Raw genomic sequence first — 21786 nt, 5'->3', positions numbered from 1 at the left:
ATGCCCTTTAGAACCCTGTCAAGAAAAAGCTGATTAATGGTCATCCTCTTCATGGCTGTTACGGCCATGACCGCGGCCGCCTCCGTTTCCGCCGAGAAGTTTTGTCGGATCCATACCTGCCTGTTCATAGAGCATAGAGACATAATCTCCCACATCAGAAGGTTCGATACCCAGTTCATCAAAGGTTTTATAAAAATCCTCTTCCGTCAAAAGTGAAAATTGATCCTGAAGATATGATGGCGGTATCTGATATATCTGGATGATATGGACAGGTTGATTATCTCCTTTTATCCGATCGGGACCGGCCAGTAATCTTTCCACTTTCCATTCCAGACCGGTATCGGCTTTCCAGATAAACTGTTTTGTCACAGTTGCATAGGCGATAACCGCTGTAAAAAGGGCGACTGTTCCGAAGAGAACAAAAGCGGTGGAAACTTTCCTCTTCTTTTTACCGGGTAAGCTGTAAAACAGTGTGTTTTCGACTGGACAGCGGTTGATGCAGGCACTGCAGGTAAGACACTCTGCTGTAGCAACCTGTTCGGCTGTTGAAATGGATATATCGACAGGGCAGCTTATGTCACAGATTCCGCAATCTATACAGGTTTCTGTATTTCTTCGAATCCTGATAAAACCTATTTTTGAAATAAGTCCCAGAAACCCGCCCATAGGGCAGAGATAGCGACAGAAAGGCCGTTCTATGAATATTCCCAAACCCAGCGATGCAAAAAGAATAATGGTTCCCACCAGATATTTGGAAAACAGATCTTCTGTACCTATATGATGATAGGCAAGCCAGGGATCATAAGGCTGAATGACAAGAGAGAAGGTCTGCCATGACAGGGCAAGAACAAGGACCAGAACGACATATTTCAAATATCTCAGGATTTTATCGATTAGAGGGGGGAGGGAAAATTTTCTATTAAAAAATGATTTTCCGGCGCTTCCGAACAATTCCTGAATGAAACCGAGAGGACAGAGGTTTCCGCAGAATGATCGCCGGAATAAAAGGGCAGTCCCGGTGGAAACGGCCAGAAGTATAACACTGCTCAATGCGACTTTCCGGATCAGGCTGTTATATCTGAGAAGAGCCCAGAATGTTTCCAGTCCTCCGAAAGGACAGAAGGCATCTGTCGAGGGATAGAGCTTTATCATCTGATGAAGTCTACCCATTACTGTTGTCAGAACGAGAATTGAGAGAAGAATTCCCCAACGGGACAGGCGAAACAGGGTTGTTTTTTTCATATGAAGGAAATCATATATTAGAAAAGATATTTCCAGCAATCGTTTTTATGCGAAAGGACAATCCTATTGACTAGAAAGGTGAAAAATCCGTAAGTTGTTATTCATAGAAACGTATATCAGGAGTATTTATGGCGGGAAGCAGTTTTGGAGAGAGTTTTAGAATTACGACATTCGGAGAATCACACGGCGGTGCCGTCGGGGTTATTATCGATGGAGTAAAACCGGGACTGCCGCTCGGGGAAGAAGATATTCAAATCCAGATGGACCGCCGCAAACCCGGGCAGTCTTCTGTGACAACTCCCAGGAAGGAACTGGATGAAGTTCATATAATGAGCGGACTTTTCGAAGGCAAAACGACAGGAACTCCCATACTCGTCATCCTGTACAATAAGGATGCCATGCCTTCCGCTTATAACGATATTAAAGATAAGTTCCGTCCGGGTCACGCCGATTTTACATTTCTGAAAAAATTCGGCATTCGGGATTACAGAGGATCGGGAAGGGCATCGGGTAGGGAAACGGCCGGCCGCGTCGCCGCCGGGGCCATTGCCAGGAAAATCCTGGAAGAGAGAGGTGTTTCCGTAACCGCCTATACAAAGGAAGCCGCCGGAATCAGCTGCCGGACCATCGACTTTGATCAGATAGAAAAGAATCCCATGAGAGCCTGTGACAGCGATGCCGCTGCCAGAATGGTTCCCATTATTGAGAAGCTTGCCGAGGAAGGGGACAGCATGGGAGGTATCGTCGAGTGCCGCATTTCCGGTGTCGCTCCCGGACTGGGCGAACCGGTTTTTGATAAAATCGAAGCCGATCTGGCTAAAGCCATGATGAGTCTCGGAGCCGTTAAGGGCTTTGAGATAGGTTCCGGTTTCAACTGCGCTTCCATGAAAGGATCTGAACACAATGATCCTATGGACAAGAGCGGATTTGTAAGCAATAATGCCGGAGGTACTCTCGGAGGGATAACGACAGGCGAAGACATTATCTTCCGCATAGCTGTCAAACCGACATCGAGTATCAGTAAAATACAATGGACTGTCAATCTCGAAGGAGAAGAGGTCAACATCAAAACCGAAGGGCGGCACGATCCCTGTATCTGTCCGAGAATCGTACCTGTCGTGGAAGCCATGGCCTGTCTGGTTCTGGAAGATCATTACAAACGGCAGGAAGCCCTTCACATTTAGGAGCCTTATTTAATGGACACATTGCAATTAACTTTTTACATACTGCTGGCGGCCATAGCCTATTCTTTTTTAGGCGGGCTGATTACGAAAAATTATTCACAGGTAGACCGTCTCTGGTCCGTACTGCCTCCCGTCTATGTTCTGATATGGATGAAAGACTTCTCATCGAACCCCAGATATGTTATTGCCGCTGTTCTGGTTGTTCTGTGGGGAATAAGACTGACAACAAACTTTGCCATCAAAGGCGGATATGCTTTCTCCTTCAAAAAAGGATTTTACGGTGAAGATTACCGGTGGGATGTTCTGAAAGCGAAAATTCCCAACCCGGTTCTGTTCGAACTGTTCAATCTCTTTTTTATCTCGGGCTTCCAACTGGGACTTATTTATCTCTTCACTCTCCCCCTGTATTATCTAGGTTCACAAACGGGACCTTTGACATCTGTTGATTATATCCTGTTTGCTTTGCATTTCATTCTCCTCGCCGGCGAGATGACTGCGGATATACAGCAACTGACTTATTATAAAAAACGCTCTGATGAGGCTGAAAAAAATAATCGCAGAATTCAGCTGGGATTCAATACTCTGGGACTCTGGAAGTACTCCAGACATCCCAATTATGTATGCGAACTGGGGCAGTGGTTTGTTGTTTATTTTTATCTGCACAGCAGAGTCGGGCTTCACTATACCCTGGCCGGGCCGGTCGTTCTTCTCGCTCTCTTTGTCGGCAGTACCATCATGGCCGAGAATATTACGGCCGGGAAATATGAAGGCTATATCCGCTGGAAGAAAATGACAGCGCCGTGGCTTCCTCTGTTGGCTCCTCTTCCGGAGCGGAAAAACAAAAAGGCATTCCTGGCAGAGAAATGACAATAAAAAAAGCAACCTTCTTCCTGGGGAAAAGGGTTGCTTTGAATTGTTTAAATAAAACGGTAATTAGTAGTTGTTGAAGTTATCTCTTCTGGGGCGTCTTTCCCGCTCGATAGCTTCGTTTACTCTCAGATTTCTTCCCTCAAACTCACTGTTGTTCAGTTCGCTGATTGCCGCTTCTGCCGCTTCATCATCTTCCATTTCGATAAAACCGAAACCTTTAGAGCGGTTTGTCTCTCTATCGAAAATGATTTTAACACTGTTGACCTGTCCGTACTGGGCGAAAAGGTCTCCCAGGCCATCTTCAACTGTTCTGTAGCTGAGATTGCCTACATAGATCTTCTTAGACACTTGTCCATCCTTTTATAGAAATTAACTGTTGAGATTACGTTTTTTATCATTCGCTATGCTATGATTATCTTTAGTCGTAATACTCAGCAGAAGTGCAGAAAAGACACGGCCAGAGGGAAATCGGGATAGAAAGCGGGTAATCAACGCAACTTATCAGTTACTTACATTGATAACAGGAATTTTGTCAGCGGTCAACTGAAAAGCTATATTCACGGTAAAATCATGTGTAATAAGCCTTAAAGGAACAGAATCCTGATGATTTTCCATCGTTAAAACATGATATGGCACTTCTCAATAATTACGGCTCACCATAGACAGAGCTACACAAGAAACCAACTATTTTGCAGCAGATACCGACCGCGGGATAAGAGATCCTTTCCATTAGACAATATGATCGTTTTTGATGCATAATGAACTTTTAAAAGGATCATTAATATGAAAAATGAAATACCGGCTGAACGGAGAGTCCGCATTCTCGAAAAGCTGAGAGAACAGGGGATTGTCAGAGTCGATGAATTGAGTTCCATACTCGGCGTATCAGTCATAACCATTCGAAGGGATCTGACAACCCTGGAAGCGGAAGGCCTGCTCGAGAGAACCCACGGCGGGGCAATAAGTACGAATCTGCAGATAAACGAGCCCAGCTACAGTGACAAAGACAGGCTTAATATTCCATTAAAAGCTTCAATCGCCGGGAAAACAGCCTCTTTAATTGCAGAAGGAGAGACCGTATTCATCAACAGCGGTTCCACGACATCTCTGATACTAAAAAGCCTGGCAGCAGTGCCGGGTCTGACGATTATAACCAATAATGTGGGGGCTCTTTCGGGATTGGAAGTTCGTCCCGATAGTGAGCTGATTCTGACAGGCGGAACATTCCGCTACGGAACCAGCTGCCTTGTCGGCGAGGAAGTGCTCAACCGCCTGGGACGGGTTCATCCTACAACATCCATACTGGGAGTCGACGGCATCAGCTTTAAAAAAGGGCTGACTTCCCATAATACCCATGAAGCGGCTGTCTCAAGAAAAATGATGGAACAGACCCGGGGACGAATCATTGTTGCCGCCGATTCAAGCAAGCTGGGGCTACTCTCCCAACATTATATCGGAGATCTCTCTGAGATTGATATTCTCGTAACGAATGAACTCCCTGACCCGTCATTTATTAAAGATTTTGAGAAAATTGGAATTGATTTGATTGTTTCTGATTAAAATGTGTAAATAAAATGATTGATAATGATCGTAAATGATGTCAAATTGTAACTGAATACTGAAACAAGAGGTTGTTAAAATGGATTATGCTGAGAAATACAAAGACTGCCGCTGGATGGATTTCCAAACTCTCGAAAATTTTATGAAGCAGGTATTGCTTAAAAGCGGCATACCGGAAAAAGATGCCCATATCATATCCGACATTCTGATTGAATCAGATAAGAGAGGGATAGATTCCCACGGAATCGGACGATTGAAACCGATATATATTGACCGGATTGATGACGGTATAGTCAATCCGGTTACAAAAATCGACATAATAAAGGAAACGGAGACAACAGCTGTCCTCGATGGAAATAACGGCATGGGCCATGTCGTTTCCAGGAAGGCTATGGAAATGGCTATCGAAAAAGCGAAGAACCACGGACTGGCTATGGTCGTTGTCCGCAACTCCACACATTACGGTATTGCCGGCTATTACACTTCCATGGCGACACAGGCCGGTATGATCGGAATGACCGGAACCAACGCCAGACCTTCGACAGCGCCTACTTTCGGTGTTGAGAATATGCTGGGTACCAATCCGTTGACTATCGGTCTGCCGACTGATGAAGAATTTGATTTCAATCTCGACTGCGCCACTTCGGTATCACAGAGGGGTAAGATCGAAGTTTACGGAAGAGCGGGAAAAGACCTGCCTCCTGGATGGGTTATCGGTGAGAATGGGGAGACACGGACCGACACGGATCAGGTTCTCATCGACCTGACCAAGGGAAAGGCGGCGCTGACGCCTCTGGGCGGCCTGGGGGAAGAGACAGCAGGCTATAAAGGCTTCGGTTATTCCACGGTGGTAGAGATTCTTTCCGCAGCTCTCCAGGACGGGAAATTCATGAAGGCTCTCAACGGTTTCGACAGCGAGGGAAACAAGATCCCTTATCCTCTCGGCCATTTTTTCATAGCCATCAATACGGAGTTTTTCATGGGTGAAAAGCTCTTCAGAACTATTGCGGGTACGATTCTCAGGGAATTAAGAAATTCGAGGAAGGCCGCCGGCGCTGAAAGGATTTATACAGCCGGAGAGAAGGAATATCTGGCCCGAATGTACAGGAAGGATCACGGATGCCCCGTTCCGGAAGTCCTCCAGAAACAGATGTCCCAATTGAGAGACCGCTGGAACCTCGACTTCAGTTTTGAGTGGGACTGAAAGCGGTAATCTTGACACCGGTTCCCTAAAAGTTTAGTGTTTGCCCTGTGAATATTATAATTCTGGGAGCCGGTAAAGTCGGCTATCATCTTGCCAGACAGCTGATTCATGAAGATCAGCATGTCACAATAATAGAAAGAGATTCCCATAGAGCTAAACAGGTTTCCAATCAGCTTGACTGTATTATCATCAACGACGAGGGAAATAATCTGGATGTCCTCCGGCAGGCAGGGCTTGATAAAGCGGATTTTTTTATAAGCGTTACCGAATCGGACGAACTGAATATGATCTCCTGCGGTTTGGCCTCATCATATAGAAATGAGGTCTTCACGATCGCCCGGGTCCGGAACATCGACTACAGTCACAGCGCTATGAGCTCCCGATCCCTTATGGGAATCAATCAGATTATCAATCCGGAAATAGAAGCGGCGAGAGAAATCGCCAAATCAGTCGAGCACGGTGCCATGAGCAATGTTCTGCAATTCAATAATACGGAACTGCAGATGCTGAATCTCGCGGTTCCCCGTGAATCCTCCATGATCGGCCAGTCTTTACTGCAAGTGAACCAGACTATCGGTGTGACCTTCCTTGTTCCCATTCTCATGAGAGACCGGGATTATATAATTCCCGACGGAAATACGAAATTCAGGGAAGGCGACCTGGTATATGTGATTGCCAGAGAGAGCGACTTCGATGTCATTTTCCGTTTTTTTCGCAAACCCAAGGTGCAGATCAATAAGATAGCCATTGTCGGATGCGGACACCTGGGATGTTATGTGGCTGATTATCTGGTCAGCAATTCAGAAGGGGAATCCTCACTCATAGGCAAGCTCATAAGCAGGCTGACCAGACAGGAACAGTCAGGCAATCTCCATCTTATCGACGCCGATTACGAACAGTGCAAATACCTCAGCGAACGATTTCCCACGGCACAGGTAACCCATGCAGACATTACCAACGAAGAGGTGTGGGAAGAAGAATTGCTTAAGAACTTCGACCTTGTCATTTCCTCCACGGGAAATCAGGAACTGAATCTCATAACCAGTATGTACGCTAAAAAAGTCGGCGTACTGCGTTCTATTTCTCTGGTTCAGACCAGAGCCTATAAAAACATTGCTGAAAGTCTGGGAATAGATGTCTCAATCAGTATTAATAATGTTCTGGTCAATACGATTCTGAAAATTATCCGCAAGGGCAATATCAAGAGCATACACAATATCTCCGGAAGTCCTTTTGAAATCATCGAGTTCGCCTTGAGCCAGTCCTCTTCTCTGAATTATCAGCAGATTAAAAACCTCAAGCTTCCCAAGGAAACTCTTATCATTCTGGTTACCAGAGGAGAGGAGAATCTGATTCCCAACGGAGCGATGGCTCTTGAGCCGGGAGATCATATCGTTGTTATAGCCAGGAAGGATTCCATAAAAAAACTGGAAACCCTGTTCGGAGTGGGCTGATGCATTTTGCCATGATTTTTTCCGTCATAGCTGTCCTGGTTATGGTTATCGGCGGTTTTATGTTCTTTCCCCTTGGAATAGCCCTCTATGAAGGAGAATCCGAACAGGCCGCCGCTTTTGGCCTGACCATAGTCCTGGTCATAATTCTGGGTCTGGTGCTTCATTTATTTACAAGAAAAAAGAAAGGTAAGCAGTTTTCCGCTAAAGACGGTTTCCTTATGGTTACGACAAGCTGGGTTATAGCTTCGGCCGCCGGTGCTCTTCCGTTTTATCTTTCCGGTTCCATTCCCGCTTTTACCGATGCCTATTTTGAAACCATGTCCGGTTTTACCACGACAGGAGCCTCGATTCTCACAGAAATACAGAGCCTTCCCCGTTCCATTCTTTTCTGGAGGTCTCTGACTCACTGGCTCGGGGGAATGGGTTTTGTCGTGTTGACTGTAGCCATCATGCCTCTCCTCGGTATCGGGGGAGTCAAGCTTGTCAGTGCCGAGTCTCCAGGGCCTACAATGGACAAGATCACACCTAAGATCACTCATATGGCTAAACTGCTGTGGGTAATTTATACGGCTATGACTGTCATCGAAACAGTTCTTCTCATGGCCGGGGGGATGAGCCTCTTCGATGCTCTCACCCATACATTCGGAACCCTGGCTACCGGAGGGTTTTCACCCATGAATGCCAGTGTCGGCCATTACGACTCCGCCTATTTTGACATTATCATAACGGTTTTTATGGTTCTGGCCGGTTTGAACTTCGGATTGTATTACCGGGCCATGACAGGCAACTTCGTGGAAATCAAGCGCAATACGGAACTTAAAGTCTATCTGGGCATTTTTATAGCGGCGACGATACTGGCCGCGATTCCCATGGTCGGAAATGTGTACAGTAACTGGGGAGAAAGCCTCAGGTTTTCCTCCTTTCAGGTTGCGAGTATCATAACTACTACAGGATATGCCACAGCGGATTTCGATTTGTGGCCGTCCTTTTCCAAATTCATTCTTTTTCTCCTCATGTTTGTCGGCGGCTGTTCCGGGTCGACAGGCGGCGGAATAAAAGTTATCAGGATTGTCACCCTTTTTAAACAATCTGTAACGGAAATGAAACATCTGACCAATCCCAGAGGTGTTTTCACCACAAGAATTAACGGTATTGTAGTTAAAAAAGATTTTGTCTATACGATAACCGGTTTTGTCCTTCTCTATTTTATGCTGCTTATGGTTACGACCGGAGTGGTCGCCTCTTCTCCGGGAAATTACAACCTGATCACCAGTTTCTCTACGGCACTGGCCACGGTCGGTAATATCGGTCCCGGGTTTTCTCTTGTCGGACCGACTATGAACTATTCTTTCTTCCCCGAAGGGGTTAAATGGTTTCTCAGTTTTGCCATGATGGCCGGCCGCCTTGAGATTTATACGGTTCTGATTCTTTTTACTCCCTATTTCTGGAGACGTAGATAAAAAAGCATAGATCCTGTATTATTTAATGTTATGTCTACAGATCACGAATATTTTGCAACCTGTCCTCTTTTCCTGGAGGATTTACTGGCTTCTGAGCTTGAAAGCTTCGGGGCTACTGATATAAAGCAGCAGAAGGCCGGCGTTGCCTTTAAGGGAACTCTTGAAGCGGCATACAGAACCTGTCTGTGGTCGCGGATCGCCAATCGTGTATTGCTGCCTCTCCGTGAATTTTCCATTGAAGATAAAGATCAGCTGTACAAAGGTGCCTCTCTTATCCGATGGGAGAACATCATTTCCCCTGACGATACCTTTGCCGTGTCGGCTACCTTGACGCGCTCTCCCCTGAAAAACGAAAAGCATGCGGCCCTTATTGTCAAAGACGCCATTGCCGACTATTTTCGGAATCTCACCGGCTCACGACCCGATGTGGACAGAAGCCAGCCCCGTGCGAGGATCAATTTACATGCCCACGGAACGGAAGCTGTCTTATCTCTCGATCTATCGGGAGATAGTCTTCATAAAAGAGGTTACCGCCTTGAAGGTAGCTCCGCTTCCATTAAAGAGAACACAGCCGCAGCACTACTGTATCGATCCGGGTGGGCGGAAATAGCTTCACAGGGTGGAGCTTTTGTCGATCCGATGTGTGGAAGCGCCACGCTGCCTATAGAAGCGGCTCTCATCGCCGGAGATATTGCACCCGGTCTCTATCGCACATATTTCGGCTTTTACGGATGGATGAAGCACGATCCCGATCTCTGGGAGGATTTATGGGACGAAGCGGAAGAGCGTAAAGAGAAGGGAATGAAACATATTCCGCCTGTAACGGGATATGACCAGGACGGCAAGGTCATTCCCAGAGCACTCGAGAATATTCAAAGAGCCGGGTTGAATGGGATAGTGCATGCGGAAAAAAGAGAGCTCAATGCTCTCAGGTTGAATGAGAGCTGGAGAGGTCCCGGTCTTATTGCTGTCAATCCGCCTTACGGTGAAAGACTGGGAGATGTGGAGAATCTGAGATCGCTGTACCGCAGCATGGGGGATATTTTCAGCGAACGGTTTCCCGGCTGGAAAATGACCATGATAACCAGCAGCGGCGAACTGTCGAAAAGCACCGGGTTGCGGGCGGAAAAGACAAACAGCATCTACAACGGACCTATAAAATGTATACTGGCCCGTTTTTCCCTTTATGAAAATCCAAATGAAAGAAAAGAACACTCGGGGAAAAAAGCGATTCCTCTTGAACAGAGGATCAGTCCGGCCCTGAATTCTTTTGTCAACAGAGTCAGGAAGCGGAATAAACACCTGACCAAGTGGGCAAAACGGGAAAATATAAGTTGTTACAGAATCTATGACGCCGATCTGCCGGATTACAATGTTGCCATAGACCTCTATGAAGGCAAATGGGCACTCGTTCAGGAGTATGCGCCTCCCGAAGAGATAGAACAGGAAAAAGCTGATGGGCGGATTAAGGAAATTATGTCGGTACTCCCGGAAGTACTGGAACTCAGCCGTTCGGATATCTTTCTGAAAACCAGGAGAAAACAGAAAGGCAAAGCCCAGTACTCCCGCGTTGCCGCCACAGGAAAAAGAGAGGTCGTCAATGAATGGGGAAGCCGGTTCTGGGTGAATTTTACCGATTACCTGGACACGGGAATTTTTCTCGATCACAGAATTGTCCGTTCGATGATAAAAGATATGAGCAACGGAAAGAAGTTTCTCAATCTTTTCTGCTATACGGGGACCGCGACAGTCCATGCTGCAGCGGGTGGAGCGAAAAGCACGGTCTCAGTTGATTCGTCCAAAACATACACCGACTGGGCCCGTGATAATATGGCTCTTAACGGTTTCGGAGACCGTAAACACAAATATGTGAAAGAGGACTGCTTCACTTTTCTGAAAAACTGTAAAGACCGGTTCGATCTCATATTTCTCGATCCTCCGACATTCTCCAATTCAAAGAGCAGCCGGTCCACTTTTGATATTCAGCGGGACCATGTTTCTCTGATCAAACTGACAGCTGGCAGGCTCGAAAAAGGGGGAATTCTGATTTTTTCCAACAATTTCAGAAAATTCAAGCTCGATGAAAAAGCGCTCGATAAATTCAATATGGAAGAGATCAGCGAGAAAACTATTTCAGAGGATTTCCGGCGCAATAACAGGATTCACAGAAGCTGGATAATACAGGCGAAAGAGGTGTAGAATAAAGTAATGAATATAGTCGCTCCGATTATGCTTGCCACCGGAATCTGTCTCATTTTGCGCAGTTTGCTTGAGATTATTCCAAAAATAAAACAGAGACGCCGGGATAAAGAAAAACAGCAGTAAACAGGTATAATTATGTCAAAGAGTAATGAGAGTACATCACAATTAGCCGGTCACCTACAGCGAATACCTGAGTTTGTCAGCAATGATTCCATGAGGCGCGAAGAATTCCTTTCCCAGATCGGAAACTTCGCATCGGAACACAGAAAGATATTCCAGTCTTTGTGCGAACACTGGGAACCGGGCATCGATTACAACCGCTTTGTCCGCCACAGTTCCGGACTCAGATTTGCCGAAAAAGATCTGGTCAATCTTCTTTCCCGATTAAAAACGGCAAAATGCGGACTTTTAAAGCACAAGTGCGAGAAAGGCGAGCTGAAAAGAAACACCATAATCCTCAGCGACACGGGCGACAAGTCTTTTTACTATCATCTGGTTGAAGATGAAATGGAGATCGCCCAGCTGTCCTCTGTTCACCCTCTGGTAACTGTCGATACGCTTGCCGATCAGGGCATAATCATTCCCGAAGCCTTTATCCAGATCCTCACCCCGAGAAATGTCAGCAGGAGTTTCTTTAAAAAGACCCGGCTGGAAGGACAGCTGTTTAAAATCCCCACAAGCGACGATTATTATTTTGTTGCAACCTCCCAGACACTTCCCCTGCTGGTTTCCATGTGCACCCGCCGGATGCTGGAAGGGTTAAAGAATTCTTCGATCCTCTCTTATGTCGCAAAACTTCAATCGAAGCCGATTATGGAAATCCGGAAGGAACTGACTTCAAAAGATCCGGCATTCTGGCGAAAAATCTCCGTCACCATACTGGATGCGAGAGAGGAGCTCCTACAGAAAAGCCGAACCGTAAGTAAAGATTTCTTTTCCTCCTGCGAGTTGATCCGTTACTTCTCGGAAAACGAAATGAAGGAAATGGAACAGCGCCGGGCCGACGAAGTGGAAATGTTTAATGAACTGAAAACCCTGGCTCACGAAATCGCCCGGGAAGAGGGTTATTTCATCGATCAGAAGGGTCTGAACAATAAAATGGAAAAGGCCATGAACCGCTGGCCTGATTTCAAAGATAAGTTTTACGAAAATTTCGTAAAATCGAAAAAGAAAACCCAGCTGCCCCACATTGTCTATATTGGAAAAAAATATATTCACAGAGACAATCTCTATTCCTACTTCGTATCGAATATGGCGCAGTTCTCTGCAGACCTGCTCGATGAATACAAGAAGCTGATGGAATCTCTGCTCAGAACGAACAATAAATCCAATGTATCGGTCTTCTACAGCAATGAAAATTTCCGCAACAGCATCAGAGAAAAAATCAATGATTGGGATCCGATGATGATAGCACTGCTCGACAGACCGGCGATCGTTTCCGAAGCAATCATTCATACAGCCAAGAGAAAGATGAAGGTTAACGATGTTACCAAAATAAAAAGCCTTCTGGAGAATTATTTCGAGTCGGGAAAACTGAAGTTCAAACCTCTGGAAGTTCTTTTCGACCTGAATATACTTGAGATCTTTCAATATGCCTTTTTAAGGATACCTGTATGGAAACAGCTTGTCATTCGCATTCTGGGGCGTTATGACAGCTATAGAAAAACCTTTATGGGCATGAGCCGTCCTCTTCTCGCAAGACAGGCTGAAAATTCCCTAATCAGCAGCGGACCGAGAAAAGAGAACATTCCCGACTTTTCCTCCATGACTAAAGAGGAGCGCCGCGCCGAATACAAAAAGAGACAAAAGCAGAAACAGCAGTTCACACGGAAAAGCCGTGCCGCCATGGATAAAAAGGACGTACAAGTCAAGAAACGTCGTTATACCAAACAGGAGCAGAATGAAGCGTGGAATGAATTTTCCGATTCTTTCCAGCAAAAGCAGAAAAAAAACAAGGATGACAGCCATAGCTTATCGGATCTGTAAGCCTCTGAATATACAGATTGACAACCTCGGCGTTTCTAAATAGGTTATATATTATGTTTGTTTCTATCGTACTTGATCTTGGAAATGAAGACAGTGAAAAAACTGTTCAGTCCCTGCTGTTCCGTTATGGATTCAAGCAGGTGCAGAGAAACACTTTTGAATCGACTTCAATCGTTGATAAGTATCTCTCCAGGCTGAAACTGGATATCGACAGGGCGACCGACTTTTACGATACGGTCCGCTTTTATCAATATCCCGTAGAGGAGACTCTCGTTATCACGACACTCGCCGAGAAAAGATGGAGACGGCTGATCGTTAAGGAAAAATAGGAGATATTATAAATGCTCAGTGATCTGAACAGCAGAATAAAAGGGATCGGCAAAGAGATCCTGGATACCTGGAGGCGACTTTGACCCGGCTGAACTGAAACAGCGGGCAAAAGAGCTTGAGATTGAAACGGGAGATCCCGATTTCTGGAACGACAAGGACCGGGCTGAAAAAAAACTGCTCGAGTTAAAAAAAGTAAAAAACAAATATGAGCCCTGGGAAGCGCTGGTTCAGGAAGTGGAAGACATTCAGGAGCTCTATTCTCTGGCTGTCGAGGAAGAAGACGAGTCTCTCGAAGAGGAAATCCTGTCCGGTTTGTCCTCAATCGAAGAAAAGTTCGCCTCTCTCAACACTATTGAACTCCTCAGCGAAGAAACTGATCCCATGTCGGCTTTCGTTACGATACACTCCGGCGCCGGAGGTACGGAAGCCTGTGACTGGGCGTCGATGCTTTACAGGATGTACAGCCGCTGGGTTGAGCGAAAAGGGTACAAAATGACCATTCTCGATCTCGTTGAAGCTGAAGGCGGTATAAAATCCGTATCTTTCCAGGTCGACGGAGATATGGCTCATGGCTTCCTGAAAGGAGAAGGCGGAATCCACCGTCTCGTGAGGATCTCTCCTTTTGATTCCAATGCGCGGCGTCATACGTCTTTCGCTTCGGTTTATGTTTCCCCGGTCATCGATGATACAATCGAAGTCGATATCCGGCCCGAAGACATACGGGTCGATACATACCGGGCATCGGGCGCCGGCGGTCAGCATGTCAACAAAACGAGCAGCGCCATCCGTATCACCCATTACGAAACGAATATCGTTGTCCAGTGCCAGAACGAACGTTCCCAGTTGAAAAATAAAGAACTGGCAATGAAGGTTCTCAAGTCCCGGTTGTATGAGTATTACCGACAGAAGCAGGAAGAGGAAAGAGCCAAGACAGCAGCGGAGAAGAAAGACATCGGATGGGGCTCCCAGATTCGATCCTATGTGTTTCACCCCTATACAATGGTTAAGGATTTGAGGACCCGGCATGAAACCGGAAATATCCAGAATGTTATGGATGGAGATCTCGATCCCTTTATTGAAGCCTATCTACACCATCTCTGGGCAGATAACGAAAAATGAATGCGCTAGTTGTCGACGATCTCTCATTCATGAGGTCGGTAATCGGGGATATGTTGAAAGACTCGGGTTTCAGAGTGATCGGTGAAGCCGTCGACGGCAGAGATGCTGTCGACAAATACCGTAAACTCCAACCCGATGTCGTCATTCTTGACATTACCATGCCTGTGATGGATGGACTCAAAGCACTGGAGATCATTAAAAAGTATGATCCTTCCAGTGTTGTCGTCATGTGTTCATCCATGAGCGATCAGGACAACATTATCAGAGCTATTCAGTTGGGGGCTGCCGATTTCGTTGTTAAACCTTTTAAGAAATCGAGAATGATTTCTGCTGTCAGAAAGGCTTTGTCTCTCGATGAATAAAATTTTCCCGGCGGCCTTTGTTTTCATTCTTGTACTTTTCACAGTCGTTCAGGCCCAGGGGGAGACTCTTCGCTCAGACAGAACGAATTGGCAGAGTGGTATTCAGAGTTTTTCCGGAGATCTCTCACCCGGTTATGAATATCTGAAAAACAGTATTCCCGATCTGATTCGTAGAGAACTTGAGCAATCGAAAACCCATATTCTCAGCCAGTCGGAAAAAGACTGGTACAGACAAGAAGTTCTCGATGCGAAAAAACTCTCTATCCTGGAACAGCTCAGAACTTCTTATTCCAAACGTGACGGAGCTCTCTTCCTCAATAGTGAGGCGGACCGTGATAAGGACGCTTCGACACAAAGCATAAATGATCTTCACGGGCAGTTGCTTCTTGTCAAATACATTGATCCCCAAACAGTGGAGACAGCTTCCATGCTTCCCCTTCTATGGGTTTCATCTGAAAGCGGAGACAATCTGCTGCCCGATGACGGATTCGACCCTTATGTGACAAGCAAGGTTAATGATCTCGACCTGCTCATTTCCGGCAGTCTCAGGGAGATAGATGAATATTTCCGACTGGAAGTACGCGGTTATGATCGGTCGTTGGATCGGGAAATGATTGTGTACAGCGGAACCTCCTCACCTGAACTCCTTTCGGAGCTGGCCGTGGAAGCTGCCGATGAACTTCGATCCATTCTTCTGGGCAGAGCCTGGTCTTCATTGCGCATTAAAACCGATAATCCTGATGCTCTCATATACTGTAACGGTGATCTTATCGGTGTAGGTGAAACCTATGTGAATACCCTCGAACCTGGAGCAGCTGTTCTGGAGGCCATCGGTCAGGACAATTCGTACTGGTCTGATGAAATCGAGTTGACGGCATTGGAAGAAACTGTCATAAACGCGGAACTGACAGAAGCTGACAGCGCCTTATTGACTATTGAAACTGATCCGGCAGGATCGGATGTGTATATGGGCGCCAGATGGGTGGGCAAAACTCCGCTATCTGTTCCTCATTTCAAGGACAGAAGTTATTGGGTCACTATCAGAACGGAGGGGTTTTACGATCGTTCTTTTGAAATTTCTCCTGAAAGCCCTGATGTTATAACCGTTGCTCTTGAAGAGGAAGAGATGACCAGAATGGAGTTTTTCGATCTGAAAAAAAGAGAATTCTACAGATCTCTCGGATGGTTCAGCCTCTCCGTGGCCGCACCAGTCATTACCGGGGGTATCGCTCAGAATTTCCTTTCTGAAGAAGCCGCATACGCCTCCCGGTACAATCTGACCTATGACCCGGCCTATCAGGACCTGATGGAGGAATCCTATCAAAATTACTTCATCAGCCAGGGGGTATTCTGGGGATCGATTGCCGTCAGCGGTGGACTTCTGGTGGATGTATTTGTTAAACTTGCACGGTATATAAAAGCGGCGGAAGCTCTGGCTGAATAAATCCGTTACTTAAGGGAAAATATGTTTAAATTCGGAAAAAAAGAGAAAACAGACAAAGGCGTCAGGAAAAATCTCGGCAGACGCCTGCTCGAGTTGCTCAATAATCATACTATAGATGAATCTCTCTTCGAGGACCTTGAAGATCTGCTTATAGAATCGGATATGGGCGGAACCGTGACGATGGAGATCGTCGATCAATTGAGAAATCATGTAAAAGCAAAGAAAATCTCAACCCAGAATGAAATAATTGAAGAACTCAAGTCTATTCTGGCCGAGCAGATTAAATCCATAGAACTTATTCCTGAGAAAGATAAACTGAATGTATATCTGATACTCGGCGTCAATGGCGTAGGAAAAACCACTTCTATCGCAAAAATGGCCCGTTATTACGGAGAAAAAGGGAATAGAGACATCGTTCTGAGTGCCGGTGACACGTTCAGGGCTGCCGCTGTCGAGCAATTGAAAATTCACGGAGAAAGGACAGGATTCCGCGTTGTTCATCAGGGTCAGGGAGCCGATCCCTCGGCAGTTATTTTTGATACCATTGCATCTGCCAAGGCCAGAAAGGAGACTCTTGTCCTGGCTGATACGGCAGGAAGGATGCATAACCGCACTAATCTTGTAAAAGAGCTGCAGAAAATAGATTCAGTCATTCGCAAAAAAATTGAACCGGGCGACAATTACAGAAAAATCCTGGTAATCGATTCGACAACCGGTCAAAACGGTCTGCAGCAGGCTGAAGTTTTTAACGAAGCCGTGGAACTCGATGCCATCATTCTGACAAAATACGATTCGACAGCCAGGGGCGGTAACATCATATCCATCAGCCGGAAACTGGGAATTCCCTTCGCCTTTATAGGTAAAGGAGAAAAGTTAACTGATTTAGAGCTTTTTCAACCAGAGAGCTATCTTGAAGATCTGTTCAGTTATTAATGAAAAAAACGGCTTTATTCTTTTTTCTGCTGGTTTGCTCATTCATAATTAATTCTCAGGATTACTATCGTTCCAACAGTATGGCAATGGAACTTGAGAAACTGAATGACAAAACCGACTGGCAAAAAGAGCCGGGCTGGATCCTTCAGGTTTCAAAAGACGGGCCGCATCATGAACTGGTCCTCTATCATAACGGTTCTGTCGACAGTCGTTTTGAAAGAGATTTTTCCTCGAGCGGCCAGCTGTCCTATTCATCCCGGTCCAGGGATGGTTTACCCGTTGAGGAAACTTTTTACGACACATCCGGGTGGATGACGAAAGAATTCTTTTACGATGATAAGGGCGGAATCCTCGAAGAAAAAAACTACGAGTACAGTGATGACGGTAAGCCTGTCTCGGTTACAATCTCAAGAACGGGACAAAGCGGGAGAACTCAAGTTTATAGTATGAGACATGACGGTTCACTGCGGTCTGTACAAACTTTTGAAGATCAAACTGTTTTAAACAGCAGCACCGTCAATAGCTTCGACGATACGAAGTTTATGGATGTGCAGAAAGAAGGGAACGTGAAAGTCGTCAGATACCGCAACCGGGAGGGGCAACTCGAAAAAGTTGTGCGGTTTCTGGGGGATAAATTGATTTTACAGGAAAACCGTACATACAGCGATACAGGGATTCTTTCAGAAATTTCCATAGAAGATCTATCTACGGGAAAGAAAACATTTCAGGTTATGAATGATTCCGGACTTGTCTCGAAAGAGGAAAAGTATCTTAATGACGAGTTTCTGGAACGATCCGTATTTTTTTACGATTCAGGCCTGCTCATAAGAAAAGACCGGAGAGGTTCAGGTGTCAGGGAAACTGTCATCTACAAGTACGAGGAAGATGTTTTAGCGGAAGAAGAGTTCTTCGATAGAGGCATTCTGGAATACAGAAAGATTTATGATTTGGAAGACAGACGGAATTTCATCCAGGAACTCTATGACCGCGATGAGCTTTTTATGAAAGTCTATTACAGAAAAGATGTCAAAACACGGGAAGAGTTTATATCAGGCGGTGAAGTGACCAGAACCCGGGAATGGGGGGGATCGTGAAAAAAATTCAATGGATTTATCATATCGCATCGCGGTATTTTCTGACAAAGAGAAAAGAGAAGGGCCATACCGCATCGATTTTATCCATTTCAGGCATAGCTGTCGGTGTTATGACTCTCATGGGAGTCATGGCTGTCATGAATGGTTTCCAGCAGGGGTTTATTACAAATATCAATGAAATCAGATCCTACCATATCAGAATAGACGGGGATAAAGCACTGACACCCGAGCTGAAGGAATCAATACTCTCTATGGATGGCGTTGCCGCTGTAACGCCGTTTATCGATATCCAGACAATATTGCAGGGGTTTATGTCGGAACAGAGCGGTGCGGCCATCAGGGCTGTCGAGCCGTCCATTCTCGATTTTGATAAGGGTTTTGCCGATAAAATTACAATTTCCGACGGAGTCTTCGATCTGAGCGATGAAAGATCCATTGTCATAGGTGCGGATCTGGCTTTCTCCCTGGGCATAAGACCGGGAGATACAATCAACCTGCTGTCACTTGCCGGCAAAGGTTATGAAAAATTATCTCCTGTCAATCTTGAATTCCTTGTCAAAGGCACTTTCCGGTCGGGATACTATGAAATAAACAGCACCATGGCATTTATTCCCCTGTCGGCTTCTTATCTCTTTGCTCCTGAATCAGATACGGTTTACGGGATCAAGCTGGTCAATCATTACAGGGACAGGGAAGTTCTCAGAAATCTCAGGCAGTTAAGCGGACTCGAAGGGCTTTATATGGAGAGCTGGCGGGATTACAATAAATCCTTTTTCAGCGCTCTCCTTATGGAAAAGATTATGATGATGATACTGATCAGTCTTATTTTCCTTGTTGTCGCTGTTAATATTTTCCATTCGATGAAACGTTCCGTCGTGGAGAGAATTGAAGAAATCGCACTTATGAAAGCTGTCGGTGCCACACGGGGGGCTATCCAGGCCGTTTTTATTACCGAAGGGGCCATTATCGGTTTCCTGGGAAGCCTTTTCGGTGCCGTACTGGGGTATCTGGTAACGACAAATATCAACGCGGTTTTCGGGATTGTGGAAACCCTTGTCAATAATATCCGGTCGTCAGGAAACAGCCCGGCGGATGATTTTGCAATTTATACAGGCAGTTCCTATTATCTTCAGAGGGTTCCGATTGAAATTATGACACCTGATGTCATATATATTACTTCTGTCGCTCTGATGTCGGCCGTTGTCGCCGCCTGGATTGCCTCCCGCGGCGTGACATCGGTTAAACCTGCTGTTGTTCTGCGTTATGAATAGAAAACTAGGAGATTCTATATGGATATTCTGAAAATTAATCAACTGAAAAAAGTGTTCAGCACCGGAGCTGAAGATCTGACGATTCTCCACGACCTCAATATGAATGTCGAAGGTGGAAAGAGCACGGTTATTACCGGAGAGTCGGGAAGCGGGAAAAGCACTCTGCTGAATCTGATCGGCGGAATGGATAATCTGAGCAGCGGAGAGATTTATTCCTGCGGTTTTCCCATTCACACCATGACAGAGAAACAGCTGACCGAATACCGTAGAAAATCAATAGGTCTCGTATTTCAGTCCCACTATCTTCTTAAGGATTTTTCAGCACTGGAAAACATCGCCATACCGGCCAGAATAGCCGGTTTCGATAAAAAAAAGGCGCTTATGAAGGCGGAGGAATTGATAGAAAAAGTCGGTCTGGCCGATAGGAAAGAGCATTTTCCCTCCCAGTTGTCAGGAGGGGAACGGCAGAGAATTGCCCTGGCCAGATCACTGGTGAATGATCCCGAATTGATACTGGCCGATGAACCGACTGGAAACCTGGACGAAAAAAATTCCCGGATCGTTGAGGATATACTCTTTTCCCTGGTTGAAGAATTCGGTAAATCTCTCCTCCTTGTCACTCATAATCTCATTCTGGCCGAAAGGGTCGATAAAGCCTATCATCTGACAGGTGGAGTACTGGAAGAAAAATGAACCGCCTGAAAACACTATTTTATCTTTCATTCAGAATTTTCTCATTCGGAAGAAAGGGAGTTAAGTTGTCGAGACCTCTTCTGGGCTCCATAATCGGCATCACTCTCAGCCTTATACCCCTGGTCGTTGTCATTCATATTTCCGATGGAATGATCAGAGGGATTACCGAAAGGACTCTTGAGACTTTTTCCTATCATCTTCAGACATACCCCTATTCCACTCACACCATAGAAGAAATGATTGAACAGGCGGAGAACCTGAAGAATCTGCCTGAAGTCAGAAACGCTACCGTTGAGCGGCAGGGATACGGATTGGCATACAGTCAGGGCGGACGTGACGGCGTAACGATAAGAGCTGTTGAAGAGGATTTTTATTCTTCCGACTCCGGCGTGAGGCAGTATATTTCCATGGAAAAAGGTCTTTTTGATATTTCCACTGCCGATTCCATAGTTATTGGAAGAGATCTGGCCAGAAAATTAAATCTCGAGCCTGGAGACGAGTTGAAAATTCTCACGGGGAAATTCTTTTCCAACGGAAAGTTTCTGCCGAAAGTCACCAGGTTCATTGTCAAAGGTGTTTTCTCGACGGGATATGACGAACTGGACAGAATGTGGGCTTTTATGTCTCTTGATACGGGGACTTCAATTCTGGCAGAGAATTCGTCCCGGGCGATAATCGGAATTAAAACCATGAAGCCCTATGATAATTTGAGAGAGGAGATGTTCGCTGTCCGCGACGCCCTTCCGAAAAGATGGGGCATTTATACCTGGGAAAGTCTGAACAGGTCTCAGCAGGAAAACTTCAGGACGACAAAGATGATGCTTATTTTCATTATGGCACTGATCGTCTGTGTCGCCGTTATCAATATTTCATCCTCTCTTGTCATGCTGGTCCTGGAAAAAAGAGAAGAGGTGGCGGTATTGAAGTGCCTCGGTGCTTCTCCGGAGGATATCACTCTATCATATCTCATTACGGGTCTTCTGACGGGTATAACGGGAACTGTGCTGGGTACATTGTCCGGCATAGTTATTTCTTTGAAAATCAACGAGATAATCAGCGGAGTTGAAGCAGTTCTTAACAGTCTTATTTCTTTTTTCCGGTTGGTAGCGGGAAGTTTTATACCGCTTAAGGAAAGCGGAACTTTCGAGCTCCTCAACAGTGCCTACTATCTCGATAATGTGCCGGTCGTCATTGAACCCGATCAGATTATCATAATTGTTTCGGCGACTTTGTTTCTTTCTATTCTCTCCTCTTCCATACCGGCGAAAAGGGCGGGAAGGGTCAAACCTCTTGAAGTTTTGAGGAAACACTAAAAAAAAAAGCCTCTCATTTTTTATTGCTTTCAAGCTGATCGAAAGTCACTTATATTGAAAAAGGG

At 45.7% G+C, this 21786-nt stretch carries 19 protein-coding genes; 17 read left to right on the top strand and 2 right to left on the bottom strand.

The features are described 5' to 3' along the window. Positions 1–33: 33 nt before the first annotated feature. Positions 34–1242, bottom strand: a complete 1209-nt coding sequence (locus HNR50_RS02920; protein WP_184743463.1) for a 4Fe-4S binding protein — start codon at positions 1240–1242, stop codon at positions 34–36. Positions 1243–1370: 128 nt separating this feature from the next. Between HNR50_RS02920 and aroC the strand changes: the two genes are divergently transcribed. Beyond that, on the top strand, positions 1371–2426 hold the full coding sequence (gene aroC, locus HNR50_RS02915) for a chorismate synthase (RefSeq protein WP_184743460.1): 1056 nt from the start codon (positions 1371–1373) through the stop codon (positions 2424–2426). Between the two features lie 12 nt (positions 2427–2438). After that, entirely contained in the window at positions 2439–3293 is an 855-nt protein-coding gene (locus HNR50_RS02910) for a DUF1295 domain-containing protein (RefSeq protein ID WP_184743457.1), read from the top strand. A 66-nt stretch (positions 3294–3359) separates the two neighbouring features. On the opposite strand, the gene HNR50_RS02905 is transcribed toward HNR50_RS02910, so the two are convergent. Beyond that, positions 3360–3644 carry an RNA-binding protein gene (locus HNR50_RS02905; RefSeq protein ID WP_184743454.1) on the bottom strand — a complete coding sequence of 95 codons (285 nt, stop codon included), beginning with the start codon at positions 3642–3644 and terminating at the stop codon, positions 3360–3362. Between the two features lie 435 nt (positions 3645–4079). Between HNR50_RS02905 and HNR50_RS02900 the strand changes: the two genes are divergently transcribed. From HNR50_RS02900 to HNR50_RS02830, 15 genes are all read left to right on the top strand, one after another. Further along, complete coding sequence (locus HNR50_RS02900; RefSeq protein WP_184743451.1) at positions 4080–4856, top strand: DeoR/GlpR family DNA-binding transcription regulator; 777 nt, start codon at positions 4080–4082, stop codon at positions 4854–4856. A gap of 79 nt (positions 4857–4935) precedes the next feature. Beyond that, positions 4936–6060 (top strand): Ldh family oxidoreductase, encoded by a 1125-nt coding sequence (locus HNR50_RS02895; protein WP_184743448.1) that lies wholly within the window; start codon positions 4936–4938, stop codon positions 6058–6060. A gap of 47 nt (positions 6061–6107) precedes the next feature. Next, positions 6108–7514, top strand: a complete 1407-nt coding sequence (gene trkA, locus HNR50_RS02890; RefSeq protein ID WP_184743445.1) for a Trk system potassium transporter TrkA — start codon at positions 6108–6110, stop codon at positions 7512–7514. Next, on the top strand, positions 7514–8974 hold the full coding sequence (locus HNR50_RS02885) for a TrkH family potassium uptake protein (RefSeq protein ID WP_184743443.1): 1461 nt from the start codon (positions 7514–7516) through the stop codon (positions 8972–8974). Before trkA ends, HNR50_RS02885 begins: the two co-directional genes overlap by 1 nt. Before the next feature lie 30 nt (positions 8975–9004). Beyond that, on the top strand, positions 9005–11173 hold the full coding sequence (rlmKL, locus tag HNR50_RS02880) for a bifunctional 23S rRNA (guanine(2069)-N(7))-methyltransferase RlmK/23S rRNA (guanine(2445)-N(2))-methyltransferase RlmL (RefSeq protein ID WP_184743440.1): 2169 nt from the start codon (positions 9005–9007) through the stop codon (positions 11171–11173). A gap of 138 nt (positions 11174–11311) precedes the next feature. Next, complete coding sequence (locus tag HNR50_RS02875) at positions 11312–13162, top strand: hypothetical protein (protein ID WP_184743437.1); 1851 nt, start codon at positions 11312–11314, stop codon at positions 13160–13162. A gap of 53 nt (positions 13163–13215) precedes the next feature. Beyond that, positions 13216–13491, top strand: coding sequence for a CRISPR-associated protein Cas2 (locus HNR50_RS02870; protein WP_184743434.1), 276 nt, complete (start codon positions 13216–13218; stop codon positions 13489–13491). 12 nt (positions 13492–13503) lie between these two features. Next, a protein-coding gene (gene prfB / locus HNR50_RS02865) for a peptide chain release factor 2 (RefSeq protein ID WP_246433748.1) occupies positions 13504–14611 on the top strand; the annotation gives its coding sequence in 2 pieces (ribosomal slippage) (positions 13504–13563 and positions 13565–14611; 1107 coding nt in all). Beyond that, complete coding sequence (locus HNR50_RS02860; protein ID WP_184743431.1) at positions 14608–14973, top strand: response regulator; 366 nt, start codon at positions 14608–14610, stop codon at positions 14971–14973. Before prfB ends, HNR50_RS02860 begins: the two co-directional genes overlap by 4 nt. Continuing rightward, a complete protein-coding gene (locus HNR50_RS02855; protein ID WP_184743428.1) occupies positions 14966–16417 on the top strand; it encodes a PEGA domain-containing protein in 1452 nt (483 codons plus the stop codon). Before HNR50_RS02860 ends, HNR50_RS02855 begins: the two co-directional genes overlap by 8 nt. A 21-nt stretch (positions 16418–16438) precedes the next feature. Continuing rightward, entirely contained in the window at positions 16439–17350 is a 912-nt protein-coding gene (ftsY, locus tag HNR50_RS02850; RefSeq protein WP_184743425.1) for a signal recognition particle-docking protein FtsY, read from the top strand. 80 nt (positions 17351–17430) lie between these two features. Continuing rightward, on the top strand, positions 17431–18444 hold the full coding sequence (locus HNR50_RS02845) for a hypothetical protein (protein ID WP_184743422.1): 1014 nt from the start codon (positions 17431–17433) through the stop codon (positions 18442–18444). After that, the gene (locus HNR50_RS02840; RefSeq protein WP_184743419.1) at positions 18441–19715 is read left to right on the top strand and encodes an ABC transporter permease; all 1275 of its coding nucleotides are present in this window, start codon (positions 18441–18443) and stop codon (positions 19713–19715) included. The genes HNR50_RS02845 and HNR50_RS02840 overlap by 4 nt, the downstream gene beginning before the upstream one ends. 18 nt (positions 19716–19733) lie before the next feature. Then, the gene (locus HNR50_RS02835) at positions 19734–20408 is read left to right on the top strand and encodes an ABC transporter ATP-binding protein (RefSeq protein WP_184743417.1); all 675 of its coding nucleotides are present in this window, start codon (positions 19734–19736) and stop codon (positions 20406–20408) included. Continuing rightward, positions 20405–21721 carry an ABC transporter permease gene (locus tag HNR50_RS02830; protein WP_184743414.1) on the top strand — a complete coding sequence of 439 codons (1317 nt, stop codon included), beginning with the start codon at positions 20405–20407 and terminating at the stop codon, positions 21719–21721. Before HNR50_RS02835 ends, HNR50_RS02830 begins: the two co-directional genes overlap by 4 nt. Positions 21722–21786: the final 65 nt, after the last annotated feature.

It is taken from the genome of Spirochaeta isovalerica (assembly GCF_014207565.1).
GTDB classification, from domain to species: Bacteria; Spirochaetota; Spirochaetia; order DSM-2461; family DSM-2461; genus Spirochaeta_F; species Spirochaeta_F isovalerica.
The sequence above is the reverse complement of the archived record's forward strand: the minus strand, read 5'-3'. Positions and strand labels throughout refer to the sequence as shown.